The organism is Amycolatopsis sp. NBC_01307, from assembly GCF_035975215.1.
GTDB lineage: Bacteria > Actinomycetota > Actinomycetes > Mycobacteriales > Pseudonocardiaceae > Amycolatopsis.
Genome location: NZ_CP108403.1, coordinates 2,173,122 through 2,198,084 on the forward strand (window position 1 = coordinate 2,173,122; position 24,963 = coordinate 2,198,084).

Below are 24,963 nucleotides of genomic sequence, written 5' to 3' on the forward strand. Positions count from 1 at the left end.
GCGCATCCCCTTAATTACTCCGACGCTATTGGCGAGGGGCTATGGAAACCATTTCTCAGACGGCCTTCGCGCTGCCCGGCCACGACGCATTCGACGGCGATTCCTTCGCCACCCTGCTCGGCCGGTGGGCCCGGAGCCTCGGCGACGAGGTCGCCGTGACCTTCCTGGACCACCGCACGAGCGTCGACGGCCGCGCGGTGAGCCTCACCTGGCGCGAGCTGGACGACCGGGTCAGCGCCGTCGCCGCGCACCTGGGCACCCTCGCCGCGCCGGGGGCGCGGGCGGCGGTGCTGGCCGCGCAGTCCGCCGACTACGTCGTCGCCTTCCTCGGCGCCATCCGGGCCGGGCTGGTCGCCGTCCCGCTGTTCGCGCCGAACCTGCCCGGGCACGCGGGCCGCCTCGCCGCGACGCTCACCGACTGCGCGCCGCAGGTCGTGCTCACCACCGCCGACCTGACCGGCGAGGTCACCGGCTTCCTCGGGACCCTCGACGTCGCCGCGGCCGTCGTGGCCGTGGACACCCTGCCGCCGGTCACCGGCGAGCACGAGTGGCACCGCCCGGCCCCGGACGAACTCGCGTACCTGCAGTACACGTCCGGTTCCACGCGCTCGCCGGCCGGGGTCATGCTGACCCACCACAACGTCCTCACCAACGCCCGGCAGTGCTGCACCGCCTACGGCGCCGAGTCCGGCACGACGTCGACGATCAGCTGGCTGCCGCTCTTCCACGACATGGGCCTGATCCTGGGCATCGGCGCGCCGATGTTCGGCGGCCTGACCGCGGTGCTGATGGACCCGCTCGCTTTCCTCGAGCGGCCCGGCCGCTGGCTGCGGGCGCTGTCGGCCAGCCCCGGCGCCATCAGCGCGGCCCCCAACTTCGCCTACGCCTACAGCGCTTCCCGCGTGACCGACGACGAGAAGAGCTACCTCGAGCTGAGCCGGGTCGTCTCGCTGATCAACGGCAGTGAGCCCGTCCTGCCCGCCACCATCGCGAAGTTCCAGGCCGCGTTCGGCGAGTGCGGGCTGCGGCCGGAGGTCCAGCGGGCGTCCTACGGGCTGGCCGAGGCGACGGTGCTCGTCTCGGTGACCGACGCGGGCACACCGTCGCGCCAGGTCACCTTCGACCGGGACCGCCTCGCCGAGGGGTTTGCGGTGCCGGCCGCCACCGGCACGACGCTCGTCGCCTGCGGCCGGCCGGTGGACCAGCGGATCCGGATCGCCGACACCAACGGCGAACCGGTCGCGGACGGCGAAGTCGGCGAGATCCGGGTGAGCGGGCCGAACGTCGGCCAGGGCTACTGGCGGCGTCCCGGCGCGTCCGCGGCGACGTTCGGCGACGGCTGGCTGGCCACCGGCGACCTGGGTGTGTGGTTCGAAGGTGAGTTGTACATGACCGGCCGCTTGAAGGACCTCGTGATCGTCGACGGCCGCAACCACTACCCGCAGGACATCGAGCAGACGATCGAAGCCCACGCCGCCGTCCGGTTGCACTCCGCCGCGGCCTTCGCGATCCCGCACGACGAGGGCGAAGTCGCCGTCGTCGTGCTGGAACAGGCCAAGAACTCCGACGCCGAGGTCGCCGTCGGCGAACTGCGCGCGGCGGTGTCGGCCGAACACGGCCTGCGGCTGCACGACGTCGTCGTCCTGTCGCCCGGTGAGGTGCCGCGCACCTCCAGCGGCAAGATCAGCCGGGCGCTGTGCCGGACGTCCTACCTGGACGGACGGTGGCCGCGATGACTCCGGACGCCATCCGGGCGTGGCTCGTCGAGCAGGTCGCCGCGATCACCGGGCTCCCGGCCGCCGAGGTCGACGTCGACCGCCCGCTGCAGGAAGCCGGACTGTCCTCAAGGGACGCGATGAGCCTGACCGGGGACCTGGGCCGGCTCCTCGGCCGGCCCCTCGACGCGACCCTGGTGTGGCAGCACCCGAGCATCACCGCGCTCGTCACGTCTTTGTCCACAGTGGACGTTGTCCGGGCCGCGCCGGTGCCGATGGCGGCGGGGGAGCCGATCGCGATCGTCGGCGTCGGCTGCCGCCTGCCCGGCGGGGTCGAGTCGCCCGCGCAGTTCTGGCGGTTCCTCGACGCGGGCGCCGACGGGATCGGCGAGGTCCCCGAGGGCCGCTGGGAGTCCTTCGCCCCGGCCGACGCCCTCGCCGGGCTGCCGCGCCGCGGCGGCTTCCTGGGCGACGTCGCCGGGTTCGACGCCGCGTTCTTCGGCATCACGCCCCGCGAAGCCGAGGCGATGGACCCGCAGCAGCGCACGCTCCTGGAGGTGACCTGGGCGGCCCTGGAACACGCGGGCATCCCGCCCGGCTCGCTGCGCGGCACCCGGACCGGCGTGTTCGTCGGGCTGTCGGCCAGCGAGTACGGCTACCTCACGATGACCGACGTCCCCGGCATCGACGCCTGGTCCGGCACCGGCGCTGCGGCGAGCATCGCCGCGAACCGGCTGTCGTACCTGCTCGACCTGCGCGGCCCGAGCCTCACCCTCGACACGGCCTGCTCGTCGTCGCTGGTCGCCGTGCACCAGGCGGTGCAGAGCCTGCGCCGCGGCGAGAGCGAGACCGCGCTGGTCGCGGGCGTGAACCTGCTGCTGTCGCCGGGCATCACCGCGAACTTCCACCGCGCCGGGGTGCTCGCGCCCGACGGGTCCTGCAAGCCGTTCGACGCCGGAGCCGACGGGATCGCCCGCGGCGAAGGGTGCGGTGTGGTCGTGCTCAAGCCGCTGAAGGCCGCCCGCACCGCCGGCGACCGCGTGCTGGCGGTGATCCGCGGCAGCGCCGTCAACTCCGACGGCCGCTCCAACGGCATGATGGCCCCCAACCCGGACGCCCAAGCGGCGCTGCTGCGGGACGCCTACGCCGTCGCCGGCGTCGATCCGTCCTCTGTGGACTACGTCGAGGCGCACGGTACCGGCACGCTGCTCGGCGACCCGATCGAAGCCGGTGCGCTGGGCGCGATCCTCGGCGCCGGGCGCGAACCCGGCCGCCCGCTGCTCGTCGGCTCGGTCAAGAGCAACCTCGGCCACCTCGAAGGCGCGGCCGGCATCGCCGGGCTGATCAAGGTGGTCCTGGCCCTGGTGCACCGCCGGCTGCCGCCGAGCCTGCACTACCGCACGCCCAACCCGCACATCGACTTCGACGGCCTCGGCCTGCGCGTGGTCGCGGCCGGCACGGACTGGCCGCGTTACCCGGGCACCGCCCGCGCCGGCGTCTCGGCCTTCGGTTTCGGCGGGACGAACGCCCACTTGGTGCTGGAGGAGTGGCCAGCCGCGTCGTTCCCGGTTCGGGCCGGCGCCGACGGCCTGCGGATCTTCGCGCTCTCGGCGCGGTCGGCCGATGTCCTGCACACCCGCGCGACCGAGCTGGCCGACTGGCTGGACTCACCCGCCGGACGCGCCGTCCCGCTGAGCGCCGTCGCCTCGACGCTGGCGACGCGGCGCGAGCACCTGCCCGTCCGCGCGGCCGTCGTCGCCGAAGAGCGTGGCGCTCTCGTGGACGCGTTGCGCAACGTCACGCCCGGGGAAGCCCGGGGACGCGTCGACGTCGTGTTCGTGTTCTCCGGCTACGGCTCGCAGTGGCCCGAGATGGCCCGGCAGCTGCTGCGCACCGAACCCGCTTTCCGCGCCGAGATCGACGCCCTGGATCCGGCGTTCCGCGCCGAAGCCGGGTTCTCCCTGCGCGAAGTCCTTGCGGGAGAACAGGAACTGCCCGACCTCGGCGCGACGCAGCTGGCGTTGTTCGGCATGCAGACGGCGTTGGCCGGGCTGTGGCGCGCGTACGGGGTCGTCCCCGCCGCCGTGCTGGGGCACTCGATGGGCGAGGTCGCCGCGGCCGTCGTCGCGGGGGCGCTCGACGTCACCGACGGGCTGCGCGTGATGGCGACCCGCGCGCGGCTGCTCGCGGAGGTCGACGCCGGGGGCACCGGCGCGATGGCCGTCGTCGAGCTGTCGCCGGCCGAGCTGGCGGAGTTCCCCGACGTCACCGTCGCGGTCTACGCGTCCCCGACCCAGTGCACGATCAGCGGCGACGCCGACCAGGTCGACGCGCTCGTCGCCCACGTCGAGCAGCTGGGCCGGCTCGCCCGCCGTCTCCCGGTCCGCGGGGCGGGACACTCGGCCGCCGTCGACGCCGTGCTCGACCGCTTCCGCGCCGAGCTGGCGTCGCTGAAGCCCGGCCAGGCCGAGATTCCGTGCTACAGCAGCGTTCTCGACGATCCACGGGAGACACCGGCGTTCGACGTCGAGTACTGGGCGGCGAACCTGCGCCGTCCGGTGCGGTTCACCCAGGCCCTGGCGGCCGCGACCGCCGACGGGCACAGCGTGTTCGTCGAGATCTCGCCGCACCCGGTCGCGCTGGCCGCGATCGAGCAGACCACCGGCGGTACCGCGCTCGGCCTGCCCACCGGCAGCCGCAAGAGCGACGAGCGCGTCGCGTTCCTGACCAGCCTCGCTCGGCTGCACGTCCTCGGCCGGCCCGGCGTCCTGGACCACGGCCCGCGCACGGCGCCGGTCGAGCTGCCCGGCCCGGTCTGGCGGCACGAGCGGTTCTGGCCGCAGCGCCCGGCGCACCGGCCGGACACCGGGGCGCACCCGCTGCTCGGCGTCCACATCGAACAGCCCGGCGGCGACCTGCACCTGTGGCGCGGCGACGTCGGCACGGCGCGGCTGCCGTGGCTCGCCGACCACGCCGCGATGGGCGTCCCGCTGTTCCCGGCGACCGGGTTCCTCGAACTCGCGCTCGGCGCGGGCGACCGGATCGGGGACCTCGAACTGCACCAGGTGCTGCCGCTGGCCGAGCACACCGAGGTGACGACGAGCCTGGCGGGCACGGAGATCAGCGTCCACGCCAAGTCCGCGCACGGCTGGGTCCGCCACGCCACCGCGCGAGTGCTGACCGATGCGCCGCCGCCGACGCCCTTCGGCCCCGTCACCGGCGACGCCGTCGACCTCTACCGGGCCCTGGAGGACCTGGGTCAGCACTACGGCCCGGCGTTCCGCGGCCTGCGCCGGGTCGTGGCCGCGCCGGGCCGGGCGTCGGCGTCGATCGCGCTGCCGCCGGAGGCCCGCGACCACCCGGCGTACCGGCTGCACCCGGCGCTCGCCGACGCCTGCCTGCACGCACTGGCCGCCGCGACCGGCGAGGCCCTGGGCGAGACCGCCGGTCTGTACCTGCCCCTGACGATCGGCGAGGTCACGCTCGCCGGCGACCCCCGCCACGGCGTCCGGGTCGACGCCGTCCTCGACTCCGTCGACGAGTCGGGTGACGGACTGCTCGGCAGCGTCCAGCTCGTCGACGCCGAAGGGGCGGTCCTGGTCCAGTTCCGGGACGTCTACTGCCGGCGGTTCCAGCGTTCGGCGCTGCCGGTGCCGCTGTCGAGCCTGGTCTTCGAGGCCGGGTGGCAGCAGGCCGAGCTGCCGCCGGCGCCCGCGGAGGAGACGCACAGCTGGGTCGTGCTCCTGGACGCGGCGCCGGAATCCACACCGTGGCTCGCGAGCCTCGGCGGCTCCTTCTGCACGGTCCCGCTGGGCGACCACGAAGGCCTCGCGAAGGTGCTGCGCACCCGCGAGGTGACCGGCGTGCTGGCGATGGTCGGCTGCGCGGCCGAGCTGGGCACCCCGGATCCGGCGCGCTCCGGTGACCTGGTGCTGACGCTGTCGGGGGTGGTCGCCGAGCTGGCCGCTGTCCCGGACCCGCCGAGGTTGTGGCTGGTCAGCGCAGGCGCGGCGGCGGTCGAGCCGGGCGAGACGGGCCACCCGGAACTGGCGGCGCTGCGGGGGCTGGTGCGCGTGCTGGCGTTCGAGCACCCGGAGCTGCGGGTGAGCCAACTGGACTTCGACGCCGAGCCCGACCCCGCGCGCCTGTGGGTGACGGAGCTGCAGGACGAGATCCGCGCAGACGGCCCAGACGACGAGATCGCCTGGCGGGAGGGCATCCGCCACACCCGCCGCCTGGTGCGCCCGGACCTCGCCCCGCCGCGAGACTCAAGCGGTCGTGGCGGCGACCGCCCGCCCGTCGTTCGTGACGGTGCCTACCTCATCACCGGTGGCTTGGGTGGGCTCGGCCTGGTCGCCGCGAAGTGGCTCGCCGAGCGCGGCGCGACCCGGCTGATCCTCTCCGGCCGTCGCGGCCCCACTTCCGAGACCGACACCTTCCTGCGGGACCTCGGCGTCGACGTCCGGGTCGTCACCGGGGACGTCGCCGCACCCGGCACCGCCGAACGGCTCGTCGCGGCCGCCGGGGACCTGCCCCTGCGCGGCGTCCTGCACGCCGCGGGTGCCCTCGCCGACGGAGCCGCGATCGCCCTCACCCCGGAAGCCGTCGAGACCGTCTGGCGGCCCAAGGCCCTCGGCGCCTGGCGGCTCCACGAAGCGACCGCGGGCCACGACCTCGACTGGTGGCTCGTCTACTCCTCGGCCGCCGCGCTGTTCGGCTCCCCGGGCCAGGCCGCCTACGCCACCGCGAACGCCTGGGCCGACGCGCTCGTCGCCTGGCGGCGCGGCCGTGGACTGCCCGCCGCGACGATCAACTGGGGTGCCTGGGGCGAAGCCGGCGCCGTCACCGGCAGCCGGAACCCGGTGCTGGACCCGCTCGGTACCGCGGAAGCCCTCGACGCGCTCGAAACCGTCCTTGCCAGCGATCGAGAAGCGACCGGCGTCGCTCGCGTCGACAGCGAAACCGTGCTGGCGCTCTTCCCGCGGCTGGCCGCACGGCCGTTCTTCGAGCTGTTCGTCCCGGCCGAAGCACCCGGCGGCACCGAACCGTCCACATGGGACGGCATGGCCGCACTGCGAGCGGAAGAACCGGCGCGGGCACGGAAGGCAATGGCCGACCACCTCGCGGCCCTCGTCGCCGGGCTGATGGGCTTCGCCGCCGGTGACGTCGACCGGAACGCGCCGCTGACGAGCCTCGGGCTGGACTCGCTGATGGCGATGCGGGCCCGCGGCGCCGTGGAACGCGACTTCGGCCTGCCGCTGCCGGTGCCCCTGCTGCTGCGCGGCGCGAGCCTCGCCGAGATCGCCGGGCACCTCGCCGAGCAGGCCGGGTTCGGCGCGGGTGCGCCGGTCGAGCCGAGCCACGCCGTGCTCGGGCCGCGCGACCCCGCCGAACGCTGGGTCGCCCGGCACTGGCAGGCCGTCCTCGGCGGGCCGGAACCGGGCGTCTACGACGACTTCTTCGCCGTCGGCGGCGGCGACCAGGCCGCCGCCCGGCGGCTGCGGGCCGCGTTCACCGAGGACCTCGACGAGGTGCCCGAAGCGGACCTGCTGTTCGCCACGCCCACGATCGCCGCGCTGGCCGACCTGCTGCGCGCCGAGGTCGAGGGCTTCGGCGGCGGCCCGGTGCGGCTGCTGCGCGACGGCGTCGCGGCCGATCCCGTCTTCCTGTTCCACCCGGCCGGCGGCCCGACGAGCGTCTACCAGGAGCTCGTCCGCCTGCTGCCCGAAGGACAACCGGCCTACGGGCTGGAGCGGATCGACGAAGAGGACACCGTCGAGGGCAAGGCGGCGTGTTACGTCGAGCTGATCCGCGAGATCCAGCCGCACGGGCCCTACCGGCTGGGCGGCTGGTCCTTCGGCGGCTGCCTCGCCTACGAGACGGCCAAGCGGCTGACCGACGCGGGGGAGAGCGTCGGCGTCGTCTTCATGATCGACACGATCCTGCCGCTGCCCGCGCCGGACACCCCCGTGCAGGACCTGCTCCTCGAACGCTTCGACCGGTTCGCCGAGCACATCGAACTGACCTACGGCGTGCCCCTGAAGATCCCGCGGGCCGAGCTCCGGCAGCTCGGCGAGCACGACCAGATCCGGCTCGTGATGAGCCGGCTGGCCGCCCAGGTCCCCGGGATGGGCCAGGGCGTCCTGCACCACCAGTACACGTCCTACCTGGACGCCCGGGTCGCCGAACGGTACGTCCCCGAGCCGTACGCCGGGAAGGTGCTGCTGCTGCGGGCCCAGGACCCGCACCCGCTCACGACCACGCTCGACCCGCGGTACCTGCGCACCGACGACCCCCTCGGCTGGGACGCGCACTGCGCCGACCTGGAGATCGTCCGGGTGCCCGGTGACCACCTTTCGATGATCGACCCGCCGCACGTGGCGGTGATCGCGGCCGCCCTGTCCGCCCGCCTCGCCGGTCAGCACGCAGGAAAGGGATGACGATGACACTCGAAGACCTCTCCTTCACGCCGACGACGTCGTTCCGGATCGCCGACCTGGCCTCCCGCCAGGACGAGGTCGTCCGGATCGCCGAGAAGCGCGCGATCGACCGGCAGCACGCCAAGGGCAAGCTCACCGCCCGCGAACGGATCGACCTGCTGGTCGACCCGGGCTCGTTCGTCGAGCTCGACCAGTTCGCCCGGCACCGCTGCACCGAGTTCGGGATGGACGCCAACCGGCCCTACGGCGACGGCGTCGTGACCGGTCACGCCACTGTGGACGGTCGCCAGATCTGCCTGTTCTCGCAGGACTTCAGCGTCTTCGGCGGCAGCATGGGGGAGGTCTTCGGCGAGAAGGTCCTCAAGGTGATGGACCTGGCCATGACGCTCGGCTGCCCGGTCGTCGGCATCAACGACTCCGGCGGCGCGCGGATCCAGGAAGGCGTCGTCTCGCTGGCCTACTACGCGGAGCTGGGGCGTCGCAACGCCCACGCGTCCGGCGTGATCCCGCAGATCTCGATGATCATGGGCCCGTGCGCGGGCGGCGCGGTCTACTCGCCCGCGATCACCGACTTCACCGTGATGGTCGACGAGACGTCGCACATGTTCGTCACCGGCCCGGACGTCGTGCACGCCGTGACCGGCGAGCGGGTGACCGCGCAGCAGCTCGGCGGCGCGGGCACCAACAGCGAGGTCGCCGGCAACGCCCACCACCGGGCGATCGACGAGGAAGACGCGATCGAGTGGGTGCAGACCCTGCTCGGCTACCTGCCCTCGAACAACCTCGACCTCGCCCCGGAGTACGCCGACGACACCGCTCCCGAGCTCACGGCGGCGGACCTGGAGCTCGACCGGCTGGTGCCGGACTCGCTGAACCAGGCCTACGACATGACCGAGGTGCTCGCGCGGCTCGTCGACGACGGCGAGTTCACCGAGATCCACAGCGCCTTCGCGCCCAACATGATCTGCGCGTTCGCCCGGATCGAGGGCCGCTCGGTCGGCGTCGTGGCCAACCAGCCGCGGCACCAGGCCGGCGTGATCGACATCGACGCCTCCGAGAAGGCCGCGCGCTTCGTCCGGTTCTGCGACGCGTTCGGCATCCCGATCCTCACCCTCGCCGACGTCCCCGGCTACCTGCCCGGCGTGGACCAGGAACGCGGCGGCATCATCCGCCGCGGCGCCAAGCTGATCTACGCCTACGCCGAGGCGACCGTGCCGAAGGTGACCGTGGTGACGCGCAAGGCCTACGGCGGCGGCTACGCGGTGATGGGCTCCAAGCACCTCGGCGCCGACGTCAACCTGGCCTGGCCGACGGCCGAGATCGCGGTGATGGGCGCCGAGGGCGCGGTGCAGGTGCTGCACCGGCGTGAGCTCGCCGGGCTGCCCGAGGCGGAGCGGGCCACCGCCCGGCGCCGGCTCACCGAGGAGTACCGCGAGCGCCACGCGAGCCCGTACCTGGCCGCCGAGCGCGGCTACGTCGACCAGGTCGTCGCCCCGTCGCAGACCCGCCTCCAGGTGGCCCGCGCGCTGCGCACGCTGCGGACCAAGCGGCAGACCCTGCCGGCCAAGAAGCACGGGAACATCCCGCTGTGAGAACGGAGAACAGATGAACCTCGAGCGGGCCGGGCGCCGGCGTCGTCGCCGGGTAGGACTGGCAATGCTCTTCGCGGCGGTGCTCCTCGGCACGGGGGCTGCTCCGGTCGCCGCGGTGACCCCGGTGACCGCCGACGACGGCGCGAAGGTGACCCAGGAGACCTGGCTGGACGCACGCACCGTCGACCTCAAGATCAGCTCGCCCGCCCTCGGCACCACCGGGATGGTCCGGCTGATCGTGCCGGCCGGCTGGCAGGCACAGCCGACGCGCACCTGGCCGACGCTGTACCTGCTCCACGGCTGCTGCGAGCCGGTGGACTACAAGTCCTGGGACCAGTTCACCGACGTCAAGGCGTTCACCGCGACCAAGGACGCGATCCTGGTGATGCCGACCGACGGCGCGGCCGGAATGTACAGCAAGTGGTGGAACTTCGGCCTGAAGAACACCCCCGACTGGGACACCTTCCACACCGCCGAGGTCCGCCAGATCGTCGAGCGCGGCTACCACGGCGGCACCCGCCGCGCGGTCGCCGGCGTGTCGATCGGCGGGTACGGCGCGCTCGCGTACGCCTTCCAGCACAAGGGGATGTTCGGCGCGGCCGCCTCCTACAGCGGGGTGCCCAACACGCTCTTCCCGGGCACCGCCGGCGTCATCAAGGGCATCCTGGCGCGCGCGGGGTTCTACAACTTCTTCGACCTCTGGGGCGACGAGGTGGCGACCTGGCCGATCTGGTCGGCGCACAACCCCTACGACCACACCGACGCCCTGCGCGGCACCGCGCTCTACCTCTCCTGCGGCAACGGCCAGACCGGCCCGCTCGACCCGCCGGGGCAGTCCGACCCGCTGGAGCCGTCGGCGCTGCTGACGTCCCAGAGCTTCACGGACAAGCTGAAGTCGCAGGGGATCCCGGCGACCGTCGACTACTACGGCCCCGGCACCCACAGCTGGCCGTACTGGCAGCGCGCCCTGCACAACTCGTGGCCGATCCTCGCGAACGCGCTCGGCCTGCCCGTGTGAAAGTCCTTTCCCCGATGGAGGTTCCGGTGAAACGCAAAGTCCTGCTCGCACTGCTGAGCTTGTCGACGCTGGCGGCGGGAGTGGCCGTCGTCAGCTCCCCGGCGGCCGCCGCGCCCGTACCCGCGGCCACGGCGGCCGTGGGCCTGCCCGGTCCGTTCGACGACTCCTTCTACAAGGCCCCGGCGCCGCTGCCGGCCGGGCAGCCCGGCGACGTCCTCCGCTGGCGGCCGTCGGTGCCGCTGATGAACGCCGCCAACGCCGACGCCTGGGAGGTCATGTACCTCTCGACCAACGGGCTGGGCAAGCCGGACGCGGTGACCGGCACGATCCTCGTCCCGAAGGGCGTCGACCCGGCGAAGGCGCCGATCATCGGCTACGGCGTCGGCACGCAGGGCCCGGCGTTCAAGTGCACGCCGTCCAAGGCGATCGAGCGCGGCACGCTCTACGACCAGCCGGCCATCAACGACTCGCTCTCCAGCGGGTACGCCGTCGCGGTCACCGACTACGAGGGCTATTCGCCGACGACCGTGCCGACCTACATCACCGGCCAGTCGATGGGCCCGGCCGTGATCGACTCGGTCCGCGCGGCGCAGCGGTTCTCCCCGGCCAAGCTCTCGAAGGCCGCCAAGGTGATCTTCCAGGGCTACTCCCAGGGCGGCGGCGGAGCCATGTGGGCGGGGGAGAAGCAGCCCACCTACGCACCGGAGCTGAACCTGGTCGGCGTCGCGGCGGGCGGGGTCCCGGCCGACCTGACCGCGGTCGCCAAGGGCCTCGACGGCTACATCGGCTTCGGCTTCCTCGCCTTCGCCGCGGTCGGGCTCGACGCCGCGTACCCGGACCTGAAGCTGGACTCCTACCTCAACGCCACCGGCCGCCAGCAGCTCGACGACGCCAAGCAGAACGCCTGCGTCGTCGAACTGCTGACCAACTACCCGTTCAAGAAGATCAGCGACTACACGACGTCCAACCCGCTGGACACCCCGCAGTGGAAAGCGCGGCTCGCGCAGAACAAGCTCGGCGCGAACCCGCCGCGCGTGCCGGTGTTCCAGTACCACGCGAGCACCGACGAGATCGTGAACACGCCGCAGGCCGACGCGCTGCACAAGACCTACTGCGCCGCCGGGGTCCGCGAGCAGTGGAACACCTACGTCTCCGACCACCTGTCCGGGATCTTCGCCGGCAACGGGGACGCGCACCAGTGGATCGTCAAGCGGTTCGCCGGTGACCAGGCGCCGTCCAACTGCTGATCGGCGAGGCGCGTGAACGACCGCTTGAACGACCGCTTGAACATTGACGAGCAGGAGTGCCTGGCCGCGCGGCTGCGCGCGTGCCGGGAACGCCTCGGGCTGACCCAGCGGGCGGTCGCCGACCGGCTCGGCGTGCCGCGGTCGGCGGTCTCCGGGATCGAAGCGGGCACGCGCAAGGTCGACAGCCTGGAGCTCAAGGCCCTCGCCGGGCTCTACCAGCGGCCGGTCGGCTTCTTCCTGGAGGAGGCCGCCGGCCACCCGTCCGAACCGGCGCGCCTGCTGCGGCTCTACCAGTGCCTCGCCGCGGCGGACCGCACCCGGCTCGTCGAGTACGCCGAACTGCTCGAAATCGCGCGTACAGCCCACCGTTTCACCGTTCGTTAGGTTCCGTCACCATCCACAAAGGAGTGGTTCCCATGTCCCACGGCATCCGTCCCCTCGGCGTGCTGGCGGTGGCCGGCGCGGCCGCGGTGGCCCTCGCGGCCCCGGCGTCCGCGGCGGTCGTCCCGGTCAACCTGGACTGCCAGGCCAACGCGCCGATCGTCGGCCCGCAGCAGGCGAACCTGGTCCAGGGCACCGACGTCACGGCCCCGGCCACGGTCGCGCCGGGCGCGGCGTTCGACATCATCGTCGACCCGGCGCCGAACACCGTGCCGGCCACGGTCGCGGGCTTCAAGCTCAAGCAGGTCAAGAACTTCGCGCTGAAGCTGCCGGTCCCGGCGAACTCGACGTACGTCGGTTCGGCCCTCTCGGGCGGCTCCGGCCTGGGCTCGGGCGCCCCGACGATCGCGGTCTCCGGCGGCGTGGCCACGCTGAGCTTCCCCGGCCCGATCGCCGGCGGCGCGGCGTTCGAGCTGCCGACCATCACGTTCCACCTGAAGGCCGGCACGTCGGGCACGATCAAGACCCAGCTGGCCGGCACGAGCTACAGCAACCCGGGCCTCACGTTCACGTCGGTGGTCAACCAGATCTTCGACATCTCCGCCCCGACGGCCTGCTTCCCCAACCCGAGCCCCATCTTCACCACGACAACGATCGCCTGACCCAAGTACGGGGCCGTGGCGGCCGGGTGACCAACCCCGGCCGCCACGGCCCGTTCACCCCTGGGCGACGTCGACGGGCCGGGTGCCGCGCAACCGGTGGGCGTGGAGCGCGAGCTGCATGTCCAGCCGCTGGGCCGGGTCGTTCAGGCGGTCGCCGAACAGTTCCGTCAGCTGGTTCAGCCGGTACCGCACCGTCTGCGGGTGGATCTTCAGCACCTCCGCGATCTCCGGCGTGCTGCCCCGCGACTCCAGCCACGCCATCAGCGTCTCGCCGAGGCGCTCCTGCTGCTTCGCGGTCAGGCCGACGAGCGGGCCGAGGACCTTGCGGCTCAGCTCGGTGAGCAGGAAGTCGTCGTGCATCAGCCAGACCGTGCTCAAGTGGTCCGTGCTGTGCACGACCGGCCTCGGGGCGATCACCCGCTGCCGCATCAGCTGCAGCGTCCGGCACGCCCAGCTCAACGACGTCGCCGCGTCGGCGAGCGGCACCCGCGGCCCGACCGCAAGGAGCCACCCCTTCAACGCGGGCTGGAGCAGCCGCAGGTCGCGCTCCAGGTTGGCCGACACCAGGCACGGCTGGGTGCTCTCCAGGTCGACCAGGACGTCCGCGTGCAGCGGCAGGCCCTGCAGGTCACCGTGCTGGTCGTCGGGGGATTCCAGCGCCACGGCGTTGACGTGCTCCGGGAGCTTCCACTCGGCCGCCTTCGCGGTGGCGGCGATGCTCTGCGGGGACGACGGCGGCGTGGCCAGGATCAGTTCCAGCAGCCGCCGCCGGCGCCGCTCGAGCGTGCCCGCGGCCTTCGTCTGGGCCACCGTGTACCCCTCGACCGAGTACGACGAGATCTCCTCGATCACGGCGAAGATCGCTTCGGCGCAGACGCACAGCAGCGGCGTGGGCATTCCGGTCCGCTGGCCCCACGCCGCGATATAGCGCCACGCGGCCTGGCCGCCGACCCGGTAGGAGGCCTGCAGCGAGTCCAGGCTGCCGCCGCCCTTGTGGACGCCGCGGCCCACCTCGCGGAACATCGCCCCCCACTTGTCCTGAGTGGACGGCCGGCCGCCGATGCTGTCGATCGAGCCGATGACGGCTTCCTCGATGGCCTTGATGATGACCGAGCCGAAGCCGCCTTCCAGGGGCTTGGCGTACTCGGGCACCTCGCGCTGGATCGCTTCGAGGATCTTCTTGCCCAGGTTGTCCGTGTGCGGCCGGAACCGCCGCGCGACCTCGCCGGGCAGGGACACCCACAGCGTCCGGGCCTGGCTGCCCGTCTCCGGCGCCGGGCGTCCGCGCTCCGCCGGCTCGTTCATGTCGAAGCTCCTTCGCTCCACTGCCCCGTTTGCCATGCACTCACGCGCCGGGCGCGGACGCAAAACGGCCCGGACCGGCTGAGCCGGGGTGATGAATCCGGGGGCCGCGGTTGTGCGCGGCTGCTAAAGACGCGACGATCGGGGCATGGGTGCTCAGCGGTTCCGCGCCGTCATCGCCGCAGGCAGCCGGGGTGCCGGCGTCATCGAGGTGCCGTTCGACCCGGACGAGACGTGGGGTGCGAAGGCCGACCACCCGGTCGGTGGCACGATCGGCGACCGCCGCGTCCGCGGCAGGCTGGCTCCCGGCGACAGCGGATGGGCACTGACCGTGACGCCGTTGTGGCTGCGCGACACCGCCGTCGCGATCGGCGACGAGGTGACCGTCGAACTCGCCCCGGAGGGGCTGCAACGCGGTGACCTCGCCGAAGACCTCGCCGCGGCGCTGGCCGCCGACCCGAAGGCGGCCGCCTTCTTCGACACGCTGGCGCAGTTCTACCGCAAGGCGTACCTGCGCTGGATCGACGGGACCAAGGGCAAGCCGGACGTCCGCGCGGCCCGGATCGCCGAGGTGGTCGGCCTGCTCGCCGACGGCGTCAAGGAGCGCCCACGGCCGTAGAGTCGCCGCATGCGACGAAGGACCGGACTGGCGCTGGCCGCAGCCGCGGTCCTGGCCTGGGGCGAGTGGCTGAACTGGCGCTGGTCTCACGCGCTCGTCGGACGCGGTGCGGGCGCGTCCGAAGCCGTGGTCGTACTGGGCTACCGGAACCCGCGGCCGACGGCGAACGTCGTCAACCGCTGGCGGGTGCGCGCCGGAATCCGGTCCGCGGCCGCTGACACCCGCGTGATCTTCAGCGGTGGCCCCACCGGCAACGGAGCCGCGGAGGCCCGGTTGATGGCCGACTACGCGAAGGCGGTGCTCGAGTTCGACGGCACCGTGCTCCTCGAAGACCGGAGCGCGACGACCTGGGAGAACATCACGAACGTGCTCCCGCTCCTCGAGGACGTCGACCGCATCAAGATCGTCTCCCAGCCGGCGCACGCGCTCAAGGCCCGCGCGTACTTGCGGCGGCAGCGCCCGGATCTCGCCGAGCGGCTCGTGCGGGCGGACGACTACCGCCTCGGCGAGTGGCTGCTCGGCAAACCCCTGCTGGCGCTCTACGGGTTGTGGACGCTCCGCAGGCTCACGGCCGGCGAACGGAAGGTCGCGCCCGGGCCGGAAACCCGGCCCGGGCGCCCTGGGTGATCACCGGCAGAACGCGGTGTCCACAGTGGCCACGACGGCCTTCGCCGCCTGGTCCGCGTCGCCGAAGGTGCCCGGCAACGCCGTCACCGCGAGCCCGACCGACCGGCCGTCGTCCGTGGTGCCGCCCCGGGTTTCGTACCCCTCGATGTCGCCGCCGTGGCCCCAGTACGCGCCGCCGCAGCTGAGCGGGACGCGGAACAGCCCGAGGCCGTAGCGCCACCCGGGCAGCAGCGGCGCGTCGACCGTCTTGCGCATCTCGGCCAGCTGCGCGGGCGGGAGCAGCCGGCCGTCGAGCAGCGCGCGCGAGACCTGCGCGAGGTCGCTCGGCGTCGAGATCAGCTGGCCGGCCGCGCCGCCCCAGGACGGGTCCATCTCGGTGGCGTCGACGATCGTGGGATCGGTGAACGTGCGGGTCGCGTAACCCTGCGGGTGGGGTCCGTGGATGGTCTGGTCCCCGGGCTGCGGCCAGTAGGTGTGGCGCAGCCCCGCCTTCTTGATGACGCGCTCGGTGATCTGCTCCTGCACCGGGCGTTCGGTCACGCGCTCGATGAGCAAACCCGCCAGGAGGTAGTTGGTGTTGCTGTACTCCCACTGCGTGCCGGGCGCGAACTTCGCCGGGTGGGCGAGGGCCGCGGCGAGCAGGTCGTGGGGCTGGAAGAACTTGTGCTGGATCTTCCCGAAGTCCTCCAGTCCGATGTACTCGGTGTAGTTCGGCAGCCCGCTGGTGTGCTGCAGCAGCTGCCGGACGGTGATCTTCGTGCCGTCGATGCCGTCGCCGCGCACCACGCCGGGCAGGTACCTCTCGATGGGCGCGTCCAGCTCGACCTTGCCCTCGGCCACCAGCTGCAGGACCACGGTCGCGGTGAACGTCTTCGTGTTGCTGCCCGCCCGGACCTCGCCGTCACGCGGCACCGGGACCTGGCCGCCGAGCCGGGCGGAGCCGGAGACCAGCGACGTCGTCCGGCCGTCCTTGGTCACGGAGGCGAGCGCGGCGGGGAACTTCTCCTGGCTCACCAGCGAGTCCAGGCTCTGCTGGACCGCCGAATCCGGGGGCTGGACCGCCGCCTTCGGGGGCGGGCCCGCCGCGGCCGCCGTCGTCAGGGCGGCCCCGAGTGCCCCCGCCACGGTCAGCACCACTACGCCCTTGCGCATCGTCGTCTGCATCAGCTCTCCTTCGCCGAACCGGATTCGATGGCCCAATGCTGGTCGAATCCGGCACGAAGATCAGTAGCGCTGCCTACCGGACCCCGGGTAGTGCAGGCGCTACCTCGACGAGCTGCACGAGCGCCCCGGCGTCGGAAGTGCTGTGCTGGGCCAGTTCGGTGAAGAAGTGCGCGACGTGCCCGGTGGCCAGGTGCACGCGGAACGCTTCGGTGTCGTCGTAGATCTCGTAGAGGTAGAAGACGCCGGGGTTCGCGATGTCCCGGAACGGCCGGAACTCTCGGCAGCCCGGCTCGGTTCGCACCGCGGTGGTGAGCGTCGCTATGGCGGCGGCGAGCTGCTCTTCGTGACCGGGGACCGCCCGGACGACGGCGACCATCGGCCGTTCGCCGGGCGGGAGGTCCGCGCCGACCTCGGGCATGAACTCCCTCACGGGACCAGCACCGGGGTGCCGGGCAGGACCAGCCGGACCTCGATCTCCGGCGCGAGCCGCGCGACGGCGTCGGCGTAGTGCCGCGGATCCTGGTCGCCCTTGGTGATCATCCGGTCGCCCAGCTGTCCACTGTGGAACGCGTAGTGGTGCGGCACGGCCAGCGTCGGCTTCAGCGCGGCCGTCAGCCCGGCGGCCTCTTCGGCGTCCATCACGACCTGCTGGAGGTTCAGCGGCCGGATGCACAGGCCGTTGGTCGGCAGGATGGCCAGGTCGACGTGCCCGAAGCGCTCCGGGATGGTGTCGAGCTCGGGGACGCGCAGCGAGTCGCCGCCGAAGAACACCGTGCGGCCGCCCGCCTGGATCACGAAGGTGACTTCGTGGACGCCGTGCTTGCCCGGCGCCGCGGTCACGGTCAGGTCGCCGACCGTGGTCGCTTCCCACGCCTCGACGACGCGGACGTCGCGGAAACCCTTGTCCCGCGCGATGGTCGCGACCGTGCCCGGCCCGATCAGCGGGGTGTCGAGGTCGAAGCCGCCGGCGACGAGCGCGTCGAGGTCGCAGTGGTCGTAGTGCTCGTGGGTGACGACGACCGCGTCGAGCCGGCCGAGGTCTTCGACGCGGGAGAAGACCGGTTCGCCCTGGTAGTAGGTAGCGGTCTGGGTGAACCACGGGTCCGTGAGGACGCGGAGCCCGCCGATGTCGATCAGCTGGCAGGCGTGCCCGATCCGGGTCACGCTCAACGAGGTGCTCATGCGGTTTCTCCTTGCGTCAGTTGCCGAGGTCGAGCAGGGCGCCGAGCAGCTCTTCGGGCGTCTCGAGCTGGGGGAGGTGGCCGCTGCGGGGGAGCAGGGTGAACTTCGCCATCGGGATCGCGGCGGCGAAGGCGCGGCCGTAGTCCGGGGTGACGATGCCGTCGCTCTCGCCCCAGATCACGTGGACCGGGATGTCGAGGCCGCCGAGCCGCTTGGCCAGCGTCGGGTCGGCCATCGCCGCACCGGTGTAACCGAGCAGGGCGACGACGTCCGGGCTCGGGCCGGTGGCCCCGGCGGGCGGCACCGGCGCCCGGCTCGGGTCGTGCCATGACAGGGCCCGCAGCTCTTCCGGGGTCAGGCCCCGGACGTCGGTCACCGGGTGGCCGTCGACCTCGACGCCGACGCCGTCGACGATCACCGCGCCGCTGACGCGCGGGCTCTCGAGCAGGGCGATCTCGGCGGCCAGCCAGCCGCCGAAGGAGTTGCCGAGCACGGTGACGTCGGTGAGGTCGAGCTCCTCGAGCATCGTGACGTAGAGCTTGGCCAGCTCGGCGACGGTGGTCAGGCCGTCGGCCTTCGGGGTGCCGCCGAAGCCGGGGTGGGTGGGCAGCAGCACCCGGGAGTGGGTGCGCTCGGCGAGCAGGTCGGCGAAGCCGGCCATCGTCGCGACGCCCCCACCACCGTGCAGCAGCAGGAACGGCCGGGTGCGGTCGCGGTCCTGGAGCGTCACTTCGGCGGTGCCGAACGTGTGGGTCCCGGTGCGGATGGGCCGGAGCGAACCGGCCGGGGAGAGCGTGGTCATGGTGCCTTCTTCGGTCTCGGTGGGGCTTATCTAAGGAACCTTAGATCAGCTTCCTTAGATAAGCAAGCTGTCCACGATGAGTTAGGGTGAAGGCATGACGTATCTCCCGGCAGAGGTCGCACTGGCCGTGAAGCGCCTGCAATACCGTCACCACCGCGCGCTGAGCCGGGCACTGGCGCCGCTGGGGCTTTCCCTCGTGCAGTGGGACACCTTGCGCCACCTGCACCGCGAGCCGGAGGCGTCGCTGCACGACCTCGCCGTGCTGACCTTCCAGACCGACCAGTCCTTCGGGTCACTGGCCGCGCGGATGGCGGACCGCGGCCTGATCGAGCGCGTCCCCGGACCCGGCCGGGCCGTGCGGCACCGGCTCACCGAGGAAGGCGAGCGCCTGCGCGCGGAAGGCCAGCACCTCGCGGACGGCGTCGTCGGGTCCTCCTTCGGGGACCTGTCGGCCGCCCAGCTCGACCAGCTGGGCGGGCTCCTGGACCGCGCCCTCGGCCCCGACCCGACCGCGTGACCGGCGCCCGAGCAGGAGGACACGTGAAGGTCTTGGTCACCAACGACGACGGCGTCGAGTCGCCGGGGCTGCACGCCCTGGCCCGCGGCGCGCGGGACCACGGCTGGGACGTCGTCGTCGCGGCGCCCGCCGAGGAGGCGAGCGGCACCGGCGCGGGGTTGACCGCCGCCGCGGGGGACACCCGGCGGGTCGCGGTCGAGCGCCGGGAGGTGCCGGGCCTGGCCGGTGTTCCGGTGTACGCCGTCGCCGCGCACCCGGGGCTCATCGCCCTGCTGGCGGCACAGGGCGCGTTCGGCGAGCCGCCGGAGGTCGTGCTGTCCGGGATCAACCTCGGCGCGAACACCGGCCGCGCGGTCCTGCACTCGGGCACGGTCGGCGCGGCGCTGACGGCGTCATTGCACGGCGCCCGCGCGCTGGCCGTGTCGCTCGACGTGGCCCCGGACGACGAAACCGACCCGCACTGGGACACCGCCGTCACGGTCGCGGCGGGCTTGTTCGACCGGCTCGCGGCCCTGCCGCCGGGATCGGTGCTGAACCTCAACGTGCCGGACCACGCGGAGTCCGGCCCGCCGCGGCGAGCCGGCCTGGCCGAGTCCGGCACCGTACGAGTCCACGTCGAGGACACCGGCGACGGCACGATCGCGCTGTCGGCCGAACTGGCCGAGGACGATCTGACGCCGGGCAGCGACGCCGCGCTGCTGGCCGAAGGCCACGCGACGATCACCGCGCTGCGCTCGGTCGCGGAGGACCCCGACCTCGTCTGGTGACGCTCTCAGGCGGCCGCCGCCGAGCGGCGGGCCGCCACCGACCAGATCAAGCCCTTCCGCAGCCCCGGCAGCACCGTGTCGACGTGGTCGGCGATCGCCCGGAACGCCTTCCGGTGCGCGCGCCGCTCCTTGGGCGTGAAGACGGTGTGGACGTCGCCGTTGGCGGCGAACAACGCCAGGCTCGTGTCCTCGATGGCGACCCCGGCCGGGTCGTGCCCGCCCAGCACGGCGTTCCGCACGCGCTCGCGCAGCGTCCGGGCCCGGTCGGGATCGGTCACCGTGACGCGGCGGACCGGGAACAGGCCCAGCGCCCGGCGGCGCTCGACCGCGAGGGCGCCGGCCGATTCGAGCTGGTCGCGGACGGCGGCTTCGGCCTGGTGCCAGTCGCGGTCCAGGACGCTCGCCCAGCGCCGCGGCCGGTCCTGCGGGACGCCGTCGAGGACCTGGGCGAGAAAGGGGTCGTCCGGGGTGCGCGCGGCCTGCGGTGTGCGGCCGGCCTTGCCGTCGAGGTCCTGGAGGAGCCCGCCGAGGGTCAGCTCGGCCACCGCGGCCGCCCGCAGCAGCGGCCCGCGGGCCAGCACGCTGGCCGGGTCGAGCCGGTTCTTGTCTCCGTCCCAGCACAACAGGTACATCCGCTGGGGCAGGGGCTGTTTCATGACGCTCCTCGCGGGTCGGCGCGGACACCTCGGCCGAACAGGAATACCCCGGCGGCCACGTTTCCGACCGCGTCGAGGCCATTCGTCACCGGAATGCGCGGCCCCGGGGTCGGCGTGTCGGGGCCGGTGTGGTCCGACCGGGTGTATCGCCGTGTCAGACTTCGCGGCGATGTACACCCCAGCCGATCTCGCCGACCTGCTCGAATGCGAACACCGCAGCGTCCTGAACCAGGCGCTGGCCGCGGGCCTGCTGGGCGCGCCACGGCCCGGTCCCACGCCCGACGAGCAGGGCCGTGGCGCGGCGGAGACCATGCTCGCCGGGTTCCGCGCCGACGGCCGCGCGGTGGCCGAGATCGACGTCCGCGACCTGGCCGCCGCCGCGAAGGCGACCGAAGCGGCGTTGCGGGACGGCGTCCCGGTGATCCACCGGGCCGTCCTGCACGACGGTGACTTCTCGGGTCGCGCGGACTTCCTGGTCCAGGACGGCGAAGGCCACTACGAGGTCTACGACGCGAAGCCGGCTCGCCAGGCGAAGCCCGCCGCGGTGGTGCAGCTGACGGCGTTCGCCGACGCGCTGACCCGGGCCGGCCGGCCGGCCGGGCCCCACCTGCACCTGCGCCAGGCCGACGGCGGCACCCGCACCCTGCGCGTCGACGACTTCCGGCCCCTGGTCGACCGCCTGCGGACCCGGCTGCGCGACCGCGCACCGAGCCTGCCCGCGCAGCTGTGGGCCGACGACCGCCCGGCCTGCGCGAGCTGCGGGTTCGCCCAGCACTGCACGTCGGCCCGGGAGGCCGACCGCGACCTCTCGCTCGTCGCCGGGATGCGCGGCGACCAGCGCCGCAAGCTCGTCGCCGCCGGGCTCGGCTCGATCGACGCGCTGGCCGCGGCCGGGCCGGCCGACCGGCCGCGCGACCTGTCCGTCACGGCGTTCGCGGCCCTGCGCGCCCAGGCCGCGCTGCAGGTCCGGCAGGACAAGACCGGCGACGTCTCCTACGAGATCGTCGAGCCCGGGGTGCTGGCCGAGCTGCCGGCCCCCGCGCCGGGCGACGTCTTCCTCGACCTCGCGGGCGATCCGCACGCGCTGTCGGGCGAGGGCCTGGAGTACCTCTTCGGCGCGGTCACCACGGAAGACGGCCAGGCGTTCACGCCGTTCTGGGCGCACAGCCGCGCCCAGGAGAAGCGGGCGTTCGAGGAGTTCGTCGACTTCGCCGAGGCGCGCGTCGCCGAGCACCCCGGCTCGCACGTCTACCACTATGCGCCCTACGAGGTCACCGCGATCAAGCGGCTCGCGGCGGTGCACGGCACCCGCGAGGAAGCCGTCGACCAGCTGCTGCGCGGCGGCGCGGTCGTGGACCTGCACGCCGTGGTGCGCAAGGCGTTGCGCGTCTCCCAGCGGTCCTACTCGATCCGCTACCTCGAAGCGCTCTACATGCCCGGCGCGCGCGAGGGCACTGGGAAGACCGCCGTGTCGGACGTCGAGGCGTACGAGGAGTACCTGGCGCTGGCCGGGGAACCGGAACGCGCCGGGGAGATCCTGCGCGGCATCGCCGACACCACCGAGTACGACTGCGTCTCGACGCTGCGGTTGTTCGAGTTCCTCCACCAGATCCGGGCCGACGCCGGGATCGACCTGCCGGAGCCGGTCGAAGAGTCCGCCGAGGACGCGCTGATCCGGCAGACCGAGGAGGACGTCGCCGCCGAGCGGCGCGCCGAACGGGCCGCGCAGCTGGCCGCGCTGGTCGACCCGCTGCTCGACGGCCTGCCCGACGACCCGGGCGCTTTCACCCCCGACGAACGCGCCCGCGCGCTGCTGGCGGCGTCGGTCGGCTACCACCGCCGCGAGACCAACCCGGCGTGGTGGGAGTACTTCCGCCAGCTGGCCGCGCCGCTCGGCGACCTCGAGGTCGACACCGCCTGCGCGGTGCCGGTGGCGCTGGACGCGGGGGAGTGGGTCCCGCCGGCCGGGCGCGTCCGCAACGCGAAGCGGACGCTGCTGCTCACCTGCGACCCGGACCGGCCGCACCCGTTCGCGCCGGGCGACGACGTCCGGCTGCGCTACGGCGCCACCGCCCGCGACGCCAAGGTCGTCGCCGCGACGGCCGTGGAGCTGACCCTCGAAGAGAGCTGCCCGCCCGACGCCACCACCGGCGACCGGCCGACCGCCGTCCTGCCCGGCAGCCCGGTGCGCCCGTCGCCGAAGGACGAGGCCGTCGCCGATCTCGCCCGCCTCGTCGTCGACGCGCTTCCGGTGCTGCCACGCCACCCCGGCGTCGACCTGCTCCGCCGGACACCGCCGCGGCTGCTCGGCGGCGCCGCGTTGCCGGAGCCGGGCGACGACCTGGTCCGCACGGTGATCGAGGCCGTGGACGAGCTGGACGGTTCGGCGCTCGCCGTGCAGGGGCCGCCGGGCGCGGGCAAGACGTACCTCGCCGGGCGGCTGATCGCCCACCTCGTGCGCGCCGGGCGGACCGTCGCGGTGACGTCCAACAGCCACAAGGCCGTGGAAAACGTGCTGAGCGCGGCGATGAAGAGCGCGCCCGAGCTGCCGTGCGCCAAGCGCGCGAAGCGGACGCCGGACCCGGCCGCGCCGTGGGAGCAGCCGAAGAGCAACCCGGCGCTGGTGAACTGGCGCCTGGAGCACGACAACGGGCACCTGGTCGGCGGGACGGCGTGGACGTTCGCCAACGCCGCGATCCGCGAGGAACCGTTCGACCTGCTGATCATCGACGAGGCCGGCCAGTTCGCCCTCGCCGACGCGCTCGCCGTGTCGATGTGCGCCAAGAACGTCCTGCTGCTGGGCGATCCGCAGCAGCTGCCGCAGGTCGTGCAGGGCACGCACCCGGCGGGCGCGGAGGCGTCGGCGCTGGGGCACCTGATCGGCGAGGCCGACATCATGCCGCCGGCGCTGGGCTACTTCCTCGACGAGACCCGCCGGATGCACCCGGCCGTGTGCGAGCCGGTGTCGAACCTGTCCTACGCCGGGCGCCTCCACGCCCACCCCTCGGCCGCCGAGCGCGCCATCGAGGGCGTCGACGCGGGCCTGTACCTGGCCGAGGTCGACCACCACGGCAACACGACCCGCTCGGTGGAGGAAGCCGCGGCCGTCACGGCGATCGTCGCCGGCCTCCACGGTCGCATGTGGACGGACCACGGGACACCCCGGCCGCTGGGTGACGCGGACATCGTCGTCGTCGCGCCGTACAACCTGCAGGCGCGCACGGTGACGCGGGCCTTGGAGGAAGCCGGGTTCCCCGGCGTCCGGGTCGGCACGGTCGACCGGTTCCAGGGCCAGGAAGCACCGGTGGTGATCACCACGATGACGTCGTCGTCGGCAGTCGACCTGCCGCGCGGGCTGGACTTCCTGCTCTCCCGCAACCGCCTCAACGTCGCCCTGTCGCGGGCCCAGGCGCTGGCGATCCTGGTGTGCTCACCGAGGCTGGTCGAGGCCGACATCCGGACGGTGGACCAGATGCGGCTGGTAGCGGGCATGATCGGCCTGATGACCGGCGCGGGCCCCTGGCCGGTCACGCCACCGCCGTCAAGTCCGTGAATGCCACATCGAGGGACACTTAGTCCCTCGATGTGGCATTCACGGACTTCGGCGGGCTGATCACCGGGTGGCGTTGCGGAGGCCGGCTTCGGCGAAGGCGACCACCTCGTCGACCAGGCCGGACAGCTCGCTCGCCGCGGACTGGGCCTTCGCCTGGCCTTCCCGCGTCACGTAGATTTCGCGCAGGCCGGTGACGACCGTGGCGGCGGCGAGGCGGGGGAGCAGCGCGTCCGCCGGCCGGCCGATGTCCTCGCCGATTCCCGTGGCCACCAGGAGTTCCAGGTCGCGGTAGCCGGCGCGGGCGCGGCCGCGCAGGTCGTCGTCCTCCATCAGCAGGCGGGCGCGCAGGGCCCGGCGGCGCCACACCTGCGCGGGGTCGGCCTCCTGCTCGAGGTCGCTCGCGTCGAGGGCGCGCATGGTCGCGTGCATCCAGTCGCGCAGCGCCTCGAGCGTGCCGGCCGGCCGCTCGCGCAGGTGCCGGCCGAGGGACTCGGGGTCGAACGGGTCGTCGGCGAACAGCAGGTCGTCCTTGGCGGGGAAGTGGAGCGTGACCGTGCGGGTCGCGACGTCGGCGCTCGCCGCGATCTGCGCGATCGTCGTGTCCCGGTAGCCCTGGCTCGCGAAGAGCTCCAAGGCCGCTTCCTGGATGCGGGCGCGGGTCAGGGCCTTCTTGCGCTCACGGCGGCTGTCTCCGGCGATCATGCCCGAACACTACCACT

Annotated in this window: 19 protein-coding genes; 12 read left to right on the forward strand and 7 right to left on the reverse strand. The window is 73.3% G+C overall.

Going from position 1 to position 24,963, the window contains the following annotated elements; all coding sequences use genetic code 11:
• Positions 1–41 precede the first annotated feature (41 nt).
• Genes OG439_RS09425 through OG439_RS09455 form a run of 7 tightly spaced genes read left to right on the forward strand, consistent with a single transcriptional unit; the run spans position 42 to position 13,055 of the window.
• A complete protein-coding gene (locus OG439_RS09425) occupies positions 42–1,736 on the forward strand; it encodes a fatty acyl-AMP ligase (RefSeq protein WP_326948988.1) in 1,695 nt (564 codons plus the stop codon).
• Complete coding sequence (locus OG439_RS09430; protein ID WP_326948989.1) at positions 1,733–8,155, forward strand: polyketide synthase; 6,423 nt, start codon at positions 1,733–1,735, stop codon at positions 8,153–8,155. The genes OG439_RS09425 and OG439_RS09430 overlap by 4 nt, the downstream gene beginning before the upstream one ends.
• The gene (locus OG439_RS09435; protein ID WP_442792293.1) at positions 8,152–9,747 is read left to right on the forward strand and encodes an acyl-CoA carboxylase subunit beta; all 1,596 of its coding nucleotides are present in this window, start codon (positions 8,152–8,154) and stop codon (positions 9,745–9,747) included. The genes OG439_RS09430 and OG439_RS09435 overlap by 4 nt, the downstream gene beginning before the upstream one ends.
• A 13-nt stretch (positions 9,748–9,760) precedes the next feature.
• A complete protein-coding gene (locus OG439_RS09440; RefSeq protein WP_442792294.1) occupies positions 9,761–10,765 on the forward strand; it encodes an alpha/beta hydrolase in 1,005 nt (334 codons plus the stop codon).
• 14 nt (positions 10,766–10,779) lie between these two features.
• A complete protein-coding gene (locus OG439_RS09445) occupies positions 10,780–12,012 on the forward strand; it encodes a lipase family protein (protein ID WP_326948991.1) in 1,233 nt (410 codons plus the stop codon).
• Positions 12,013–12,048: 36 nt separating this feature from the next.
• A complete protein-coding gene (locus OG439_RS09450) occupies positions 12,049–12,396 on the forward strand; it encodes a helix-turn-helix domain-containing protein (protein ID WP_326948992.1) in 348 nt (115 codons plus the stop codon).
• A gap of 32 nt (positions 12,397–12,428) precedes the next feature.
• A complete protein-coding gene (locus OG439_RS09455) occupies positions 12,429–13,055 on the forward strand; it encodes a cyclase (RefSeq protein WP_326948993.1) in 627 nt (208 codons plus the stop codon).
• Positions 13,056–13,109: 54 nt separating this feature from the next.
• On the opposite strand, the gene OG439_RS09460 is transcribed toward OG439_RS09455, so the two are convergent.
• Positions 13,110–14,360, reverse strand: a complete 1,251-nt coding sequence (locus OG439_RS09460) for a helix-turn-helix domain-containing protein (RefSeq protein ID WP_326948994.1) — start codon at positions 14,358–14,360, stop codon at positions 13,110–13,112.
• 145 nt (positions 14,361–14,505) lie between these two features.
• Between OG439_RS09460 and OG439_RS09465 the strand changes: the two genes are divergently transcribed.
• Both OG439_RS09465 and OG439_RS09470 read left to right on the forward strand, forming a co-directional pair.
• The gene (locus tag OG439_RS09465) at positions 14,506–14,976 is read left to right on the forward strand and encodes a YdeI/OmpD-associated family protein (protein WP_326948995.1); all 471 of its coding nucleotides are present in this window, start codon (positions 14,506–14,508) and stop codon (positions 14,974–14,976) included.
• 9 nt (positions 14,977–14,985) lie between these two features.
• Positions 14,986–15,603: a YdcF family protein gene (locus tag OG439_RS09470; protein ID WP_326948996.1), complete on the forward strand. Its 618-nt coding sequence runs from the start codon at positions 14,986–14,988 to the stop codon at positions 15,601–15,603.
• Here OG439_RS09470 and OG439_RS09475 read toward each other — a convergent pair whose 3' ends face one another.
• The 4 genes from OG439_RS09475 to OG439_RS09490 form a co-directional block, all read right to left on the reverse strand.
• Positions 15,604–16,767 carry a serine hydrolase domain-containing protein gene (locus OG439_RS09475; protein WP_326948997.1) on the reverse strand — a complete coding sequence of 388 codons (1,164 nt, stop codon included), beginning with the start codon at positions 16,765–16,767 and terminating at the stop codon, positions 15,604–15,606. It lies immediately after the preceding gene.
• Positions 16,768–16,840: 73 nt separating this feature from the next.
• On the reverse strand, positions 16,841–17,197 hold the full coding sequence (locus OG439_RS09480; RefSeq protein WP_326948998.1) for a putative quinol monooxygenase: 357 nt from the start codon (positions 17,195–17,197) through the stop codon (positions 16,841–16,843).
• Positions 17,194–17,949 (reverse strand): MBL fold metallo-hydrolase, encoded by a 756-nt coding sequence (locus tag OG439_RS09485; RefSeq protein ID WP_326948999.1) that lies wholly within the window; start codon positions 17,947–17,949, stop codon positions 17,194–17,196. Before OG439_RS09485 ends, OG439_RS09480 begins: the two co-directional genes overlap by 4 nt.
• A 16-nt stretch (positions 17,950–17,965) precedes the next feature.
• Positions 17,966–18,751 carry an alpha/beta fold hydrolase gene (locus OG439_RS09490; protein WP_326949000.1) on the reverse strand — a complete coding sequence of 262 codons (786 nt, stop codon included), beginning with the start codon at positions 18,749–18,751 and terminating at the stop codon, positions 17,966–17,968.
• Between the two features lie 94 nt (positions 18,752–18,845).
• Between OG439_RS09490 and OG439_RS09495 the strand changes: the two genes are divergently transcribed.
• Together OG439_RS09495 and surE are read left to right on the forward strand one after the other, a co-directional pair.
• On the forward strand, positions 18,846–19,268 hold the full coding sequence (locus OG439_RS09495) for a MarR family winged helix-turn-helix transcriptional regulator (RefSeq protein ID WP_326949001.1): 423 nt from the start codon (positions 18,846–18,848) through the stop codon (positions 19,266–19,268).
• A gap of 23 nt (positions 19,269–19,291) precedes the next feature.
• A complete protein-coding gene (gene surE / locus OG439_RS09500) occupies positions 19,292–20,035 on the forward strand; it encodes a 5'/3'-nucleotidase SurE (RefSeq protein ID WP_326949002.1) in 744 nt (247 codons plus the stop codon).
• Between the two features lie 5 nt (positions 20,036–20,040).
• On the opposite strand, the gene OG439_RS09505 is transcribed toward surE, so the two are convergent.
• Complete coding sequence (locus tag OG439_RS09505) at positions 20,041–20,691, reverse strand: GOLPH3/VPS74 family protein (protein ID WP_326949003.1); 651 nt, start codon at positions 20,689–20,691, stop codon at positions 20,041–20,043.
• A gap of 169 nt (positions 20,692–20,860) precedes the next feature.
• Here OG439_RS09505 and OG439_RS09510 point away from each other — a divergent pair, with 169 nt between their 5' ends.
• Entirely contained in the window at positions 20,861–24,244 is a 3,384-nt protein-coding gene (locus OG439_RS09510; RefSeq protein ID WP_326951516.1) for a TM0106 family RecB-like putative nuclease, read from the forward strand.
• A gap of 60 nt (positions 24,245–24,304) precedes the next feature.
• Here OG439_RS09510 and OG439_RS09515 read toward each other — a convergent pair whose 3' ends face one another.
• Entirely contained in the window at positions 24,305–24,946 is a 642-nt protein-coding gene (locus tag OG439_RS09515) for a TetR/AcrR family transcriptional regulator (protein ID WP_326949004.1), read from the reverse strand.
• Positions 24,947–24,963 lie beyond the last annotated feature (17 nt).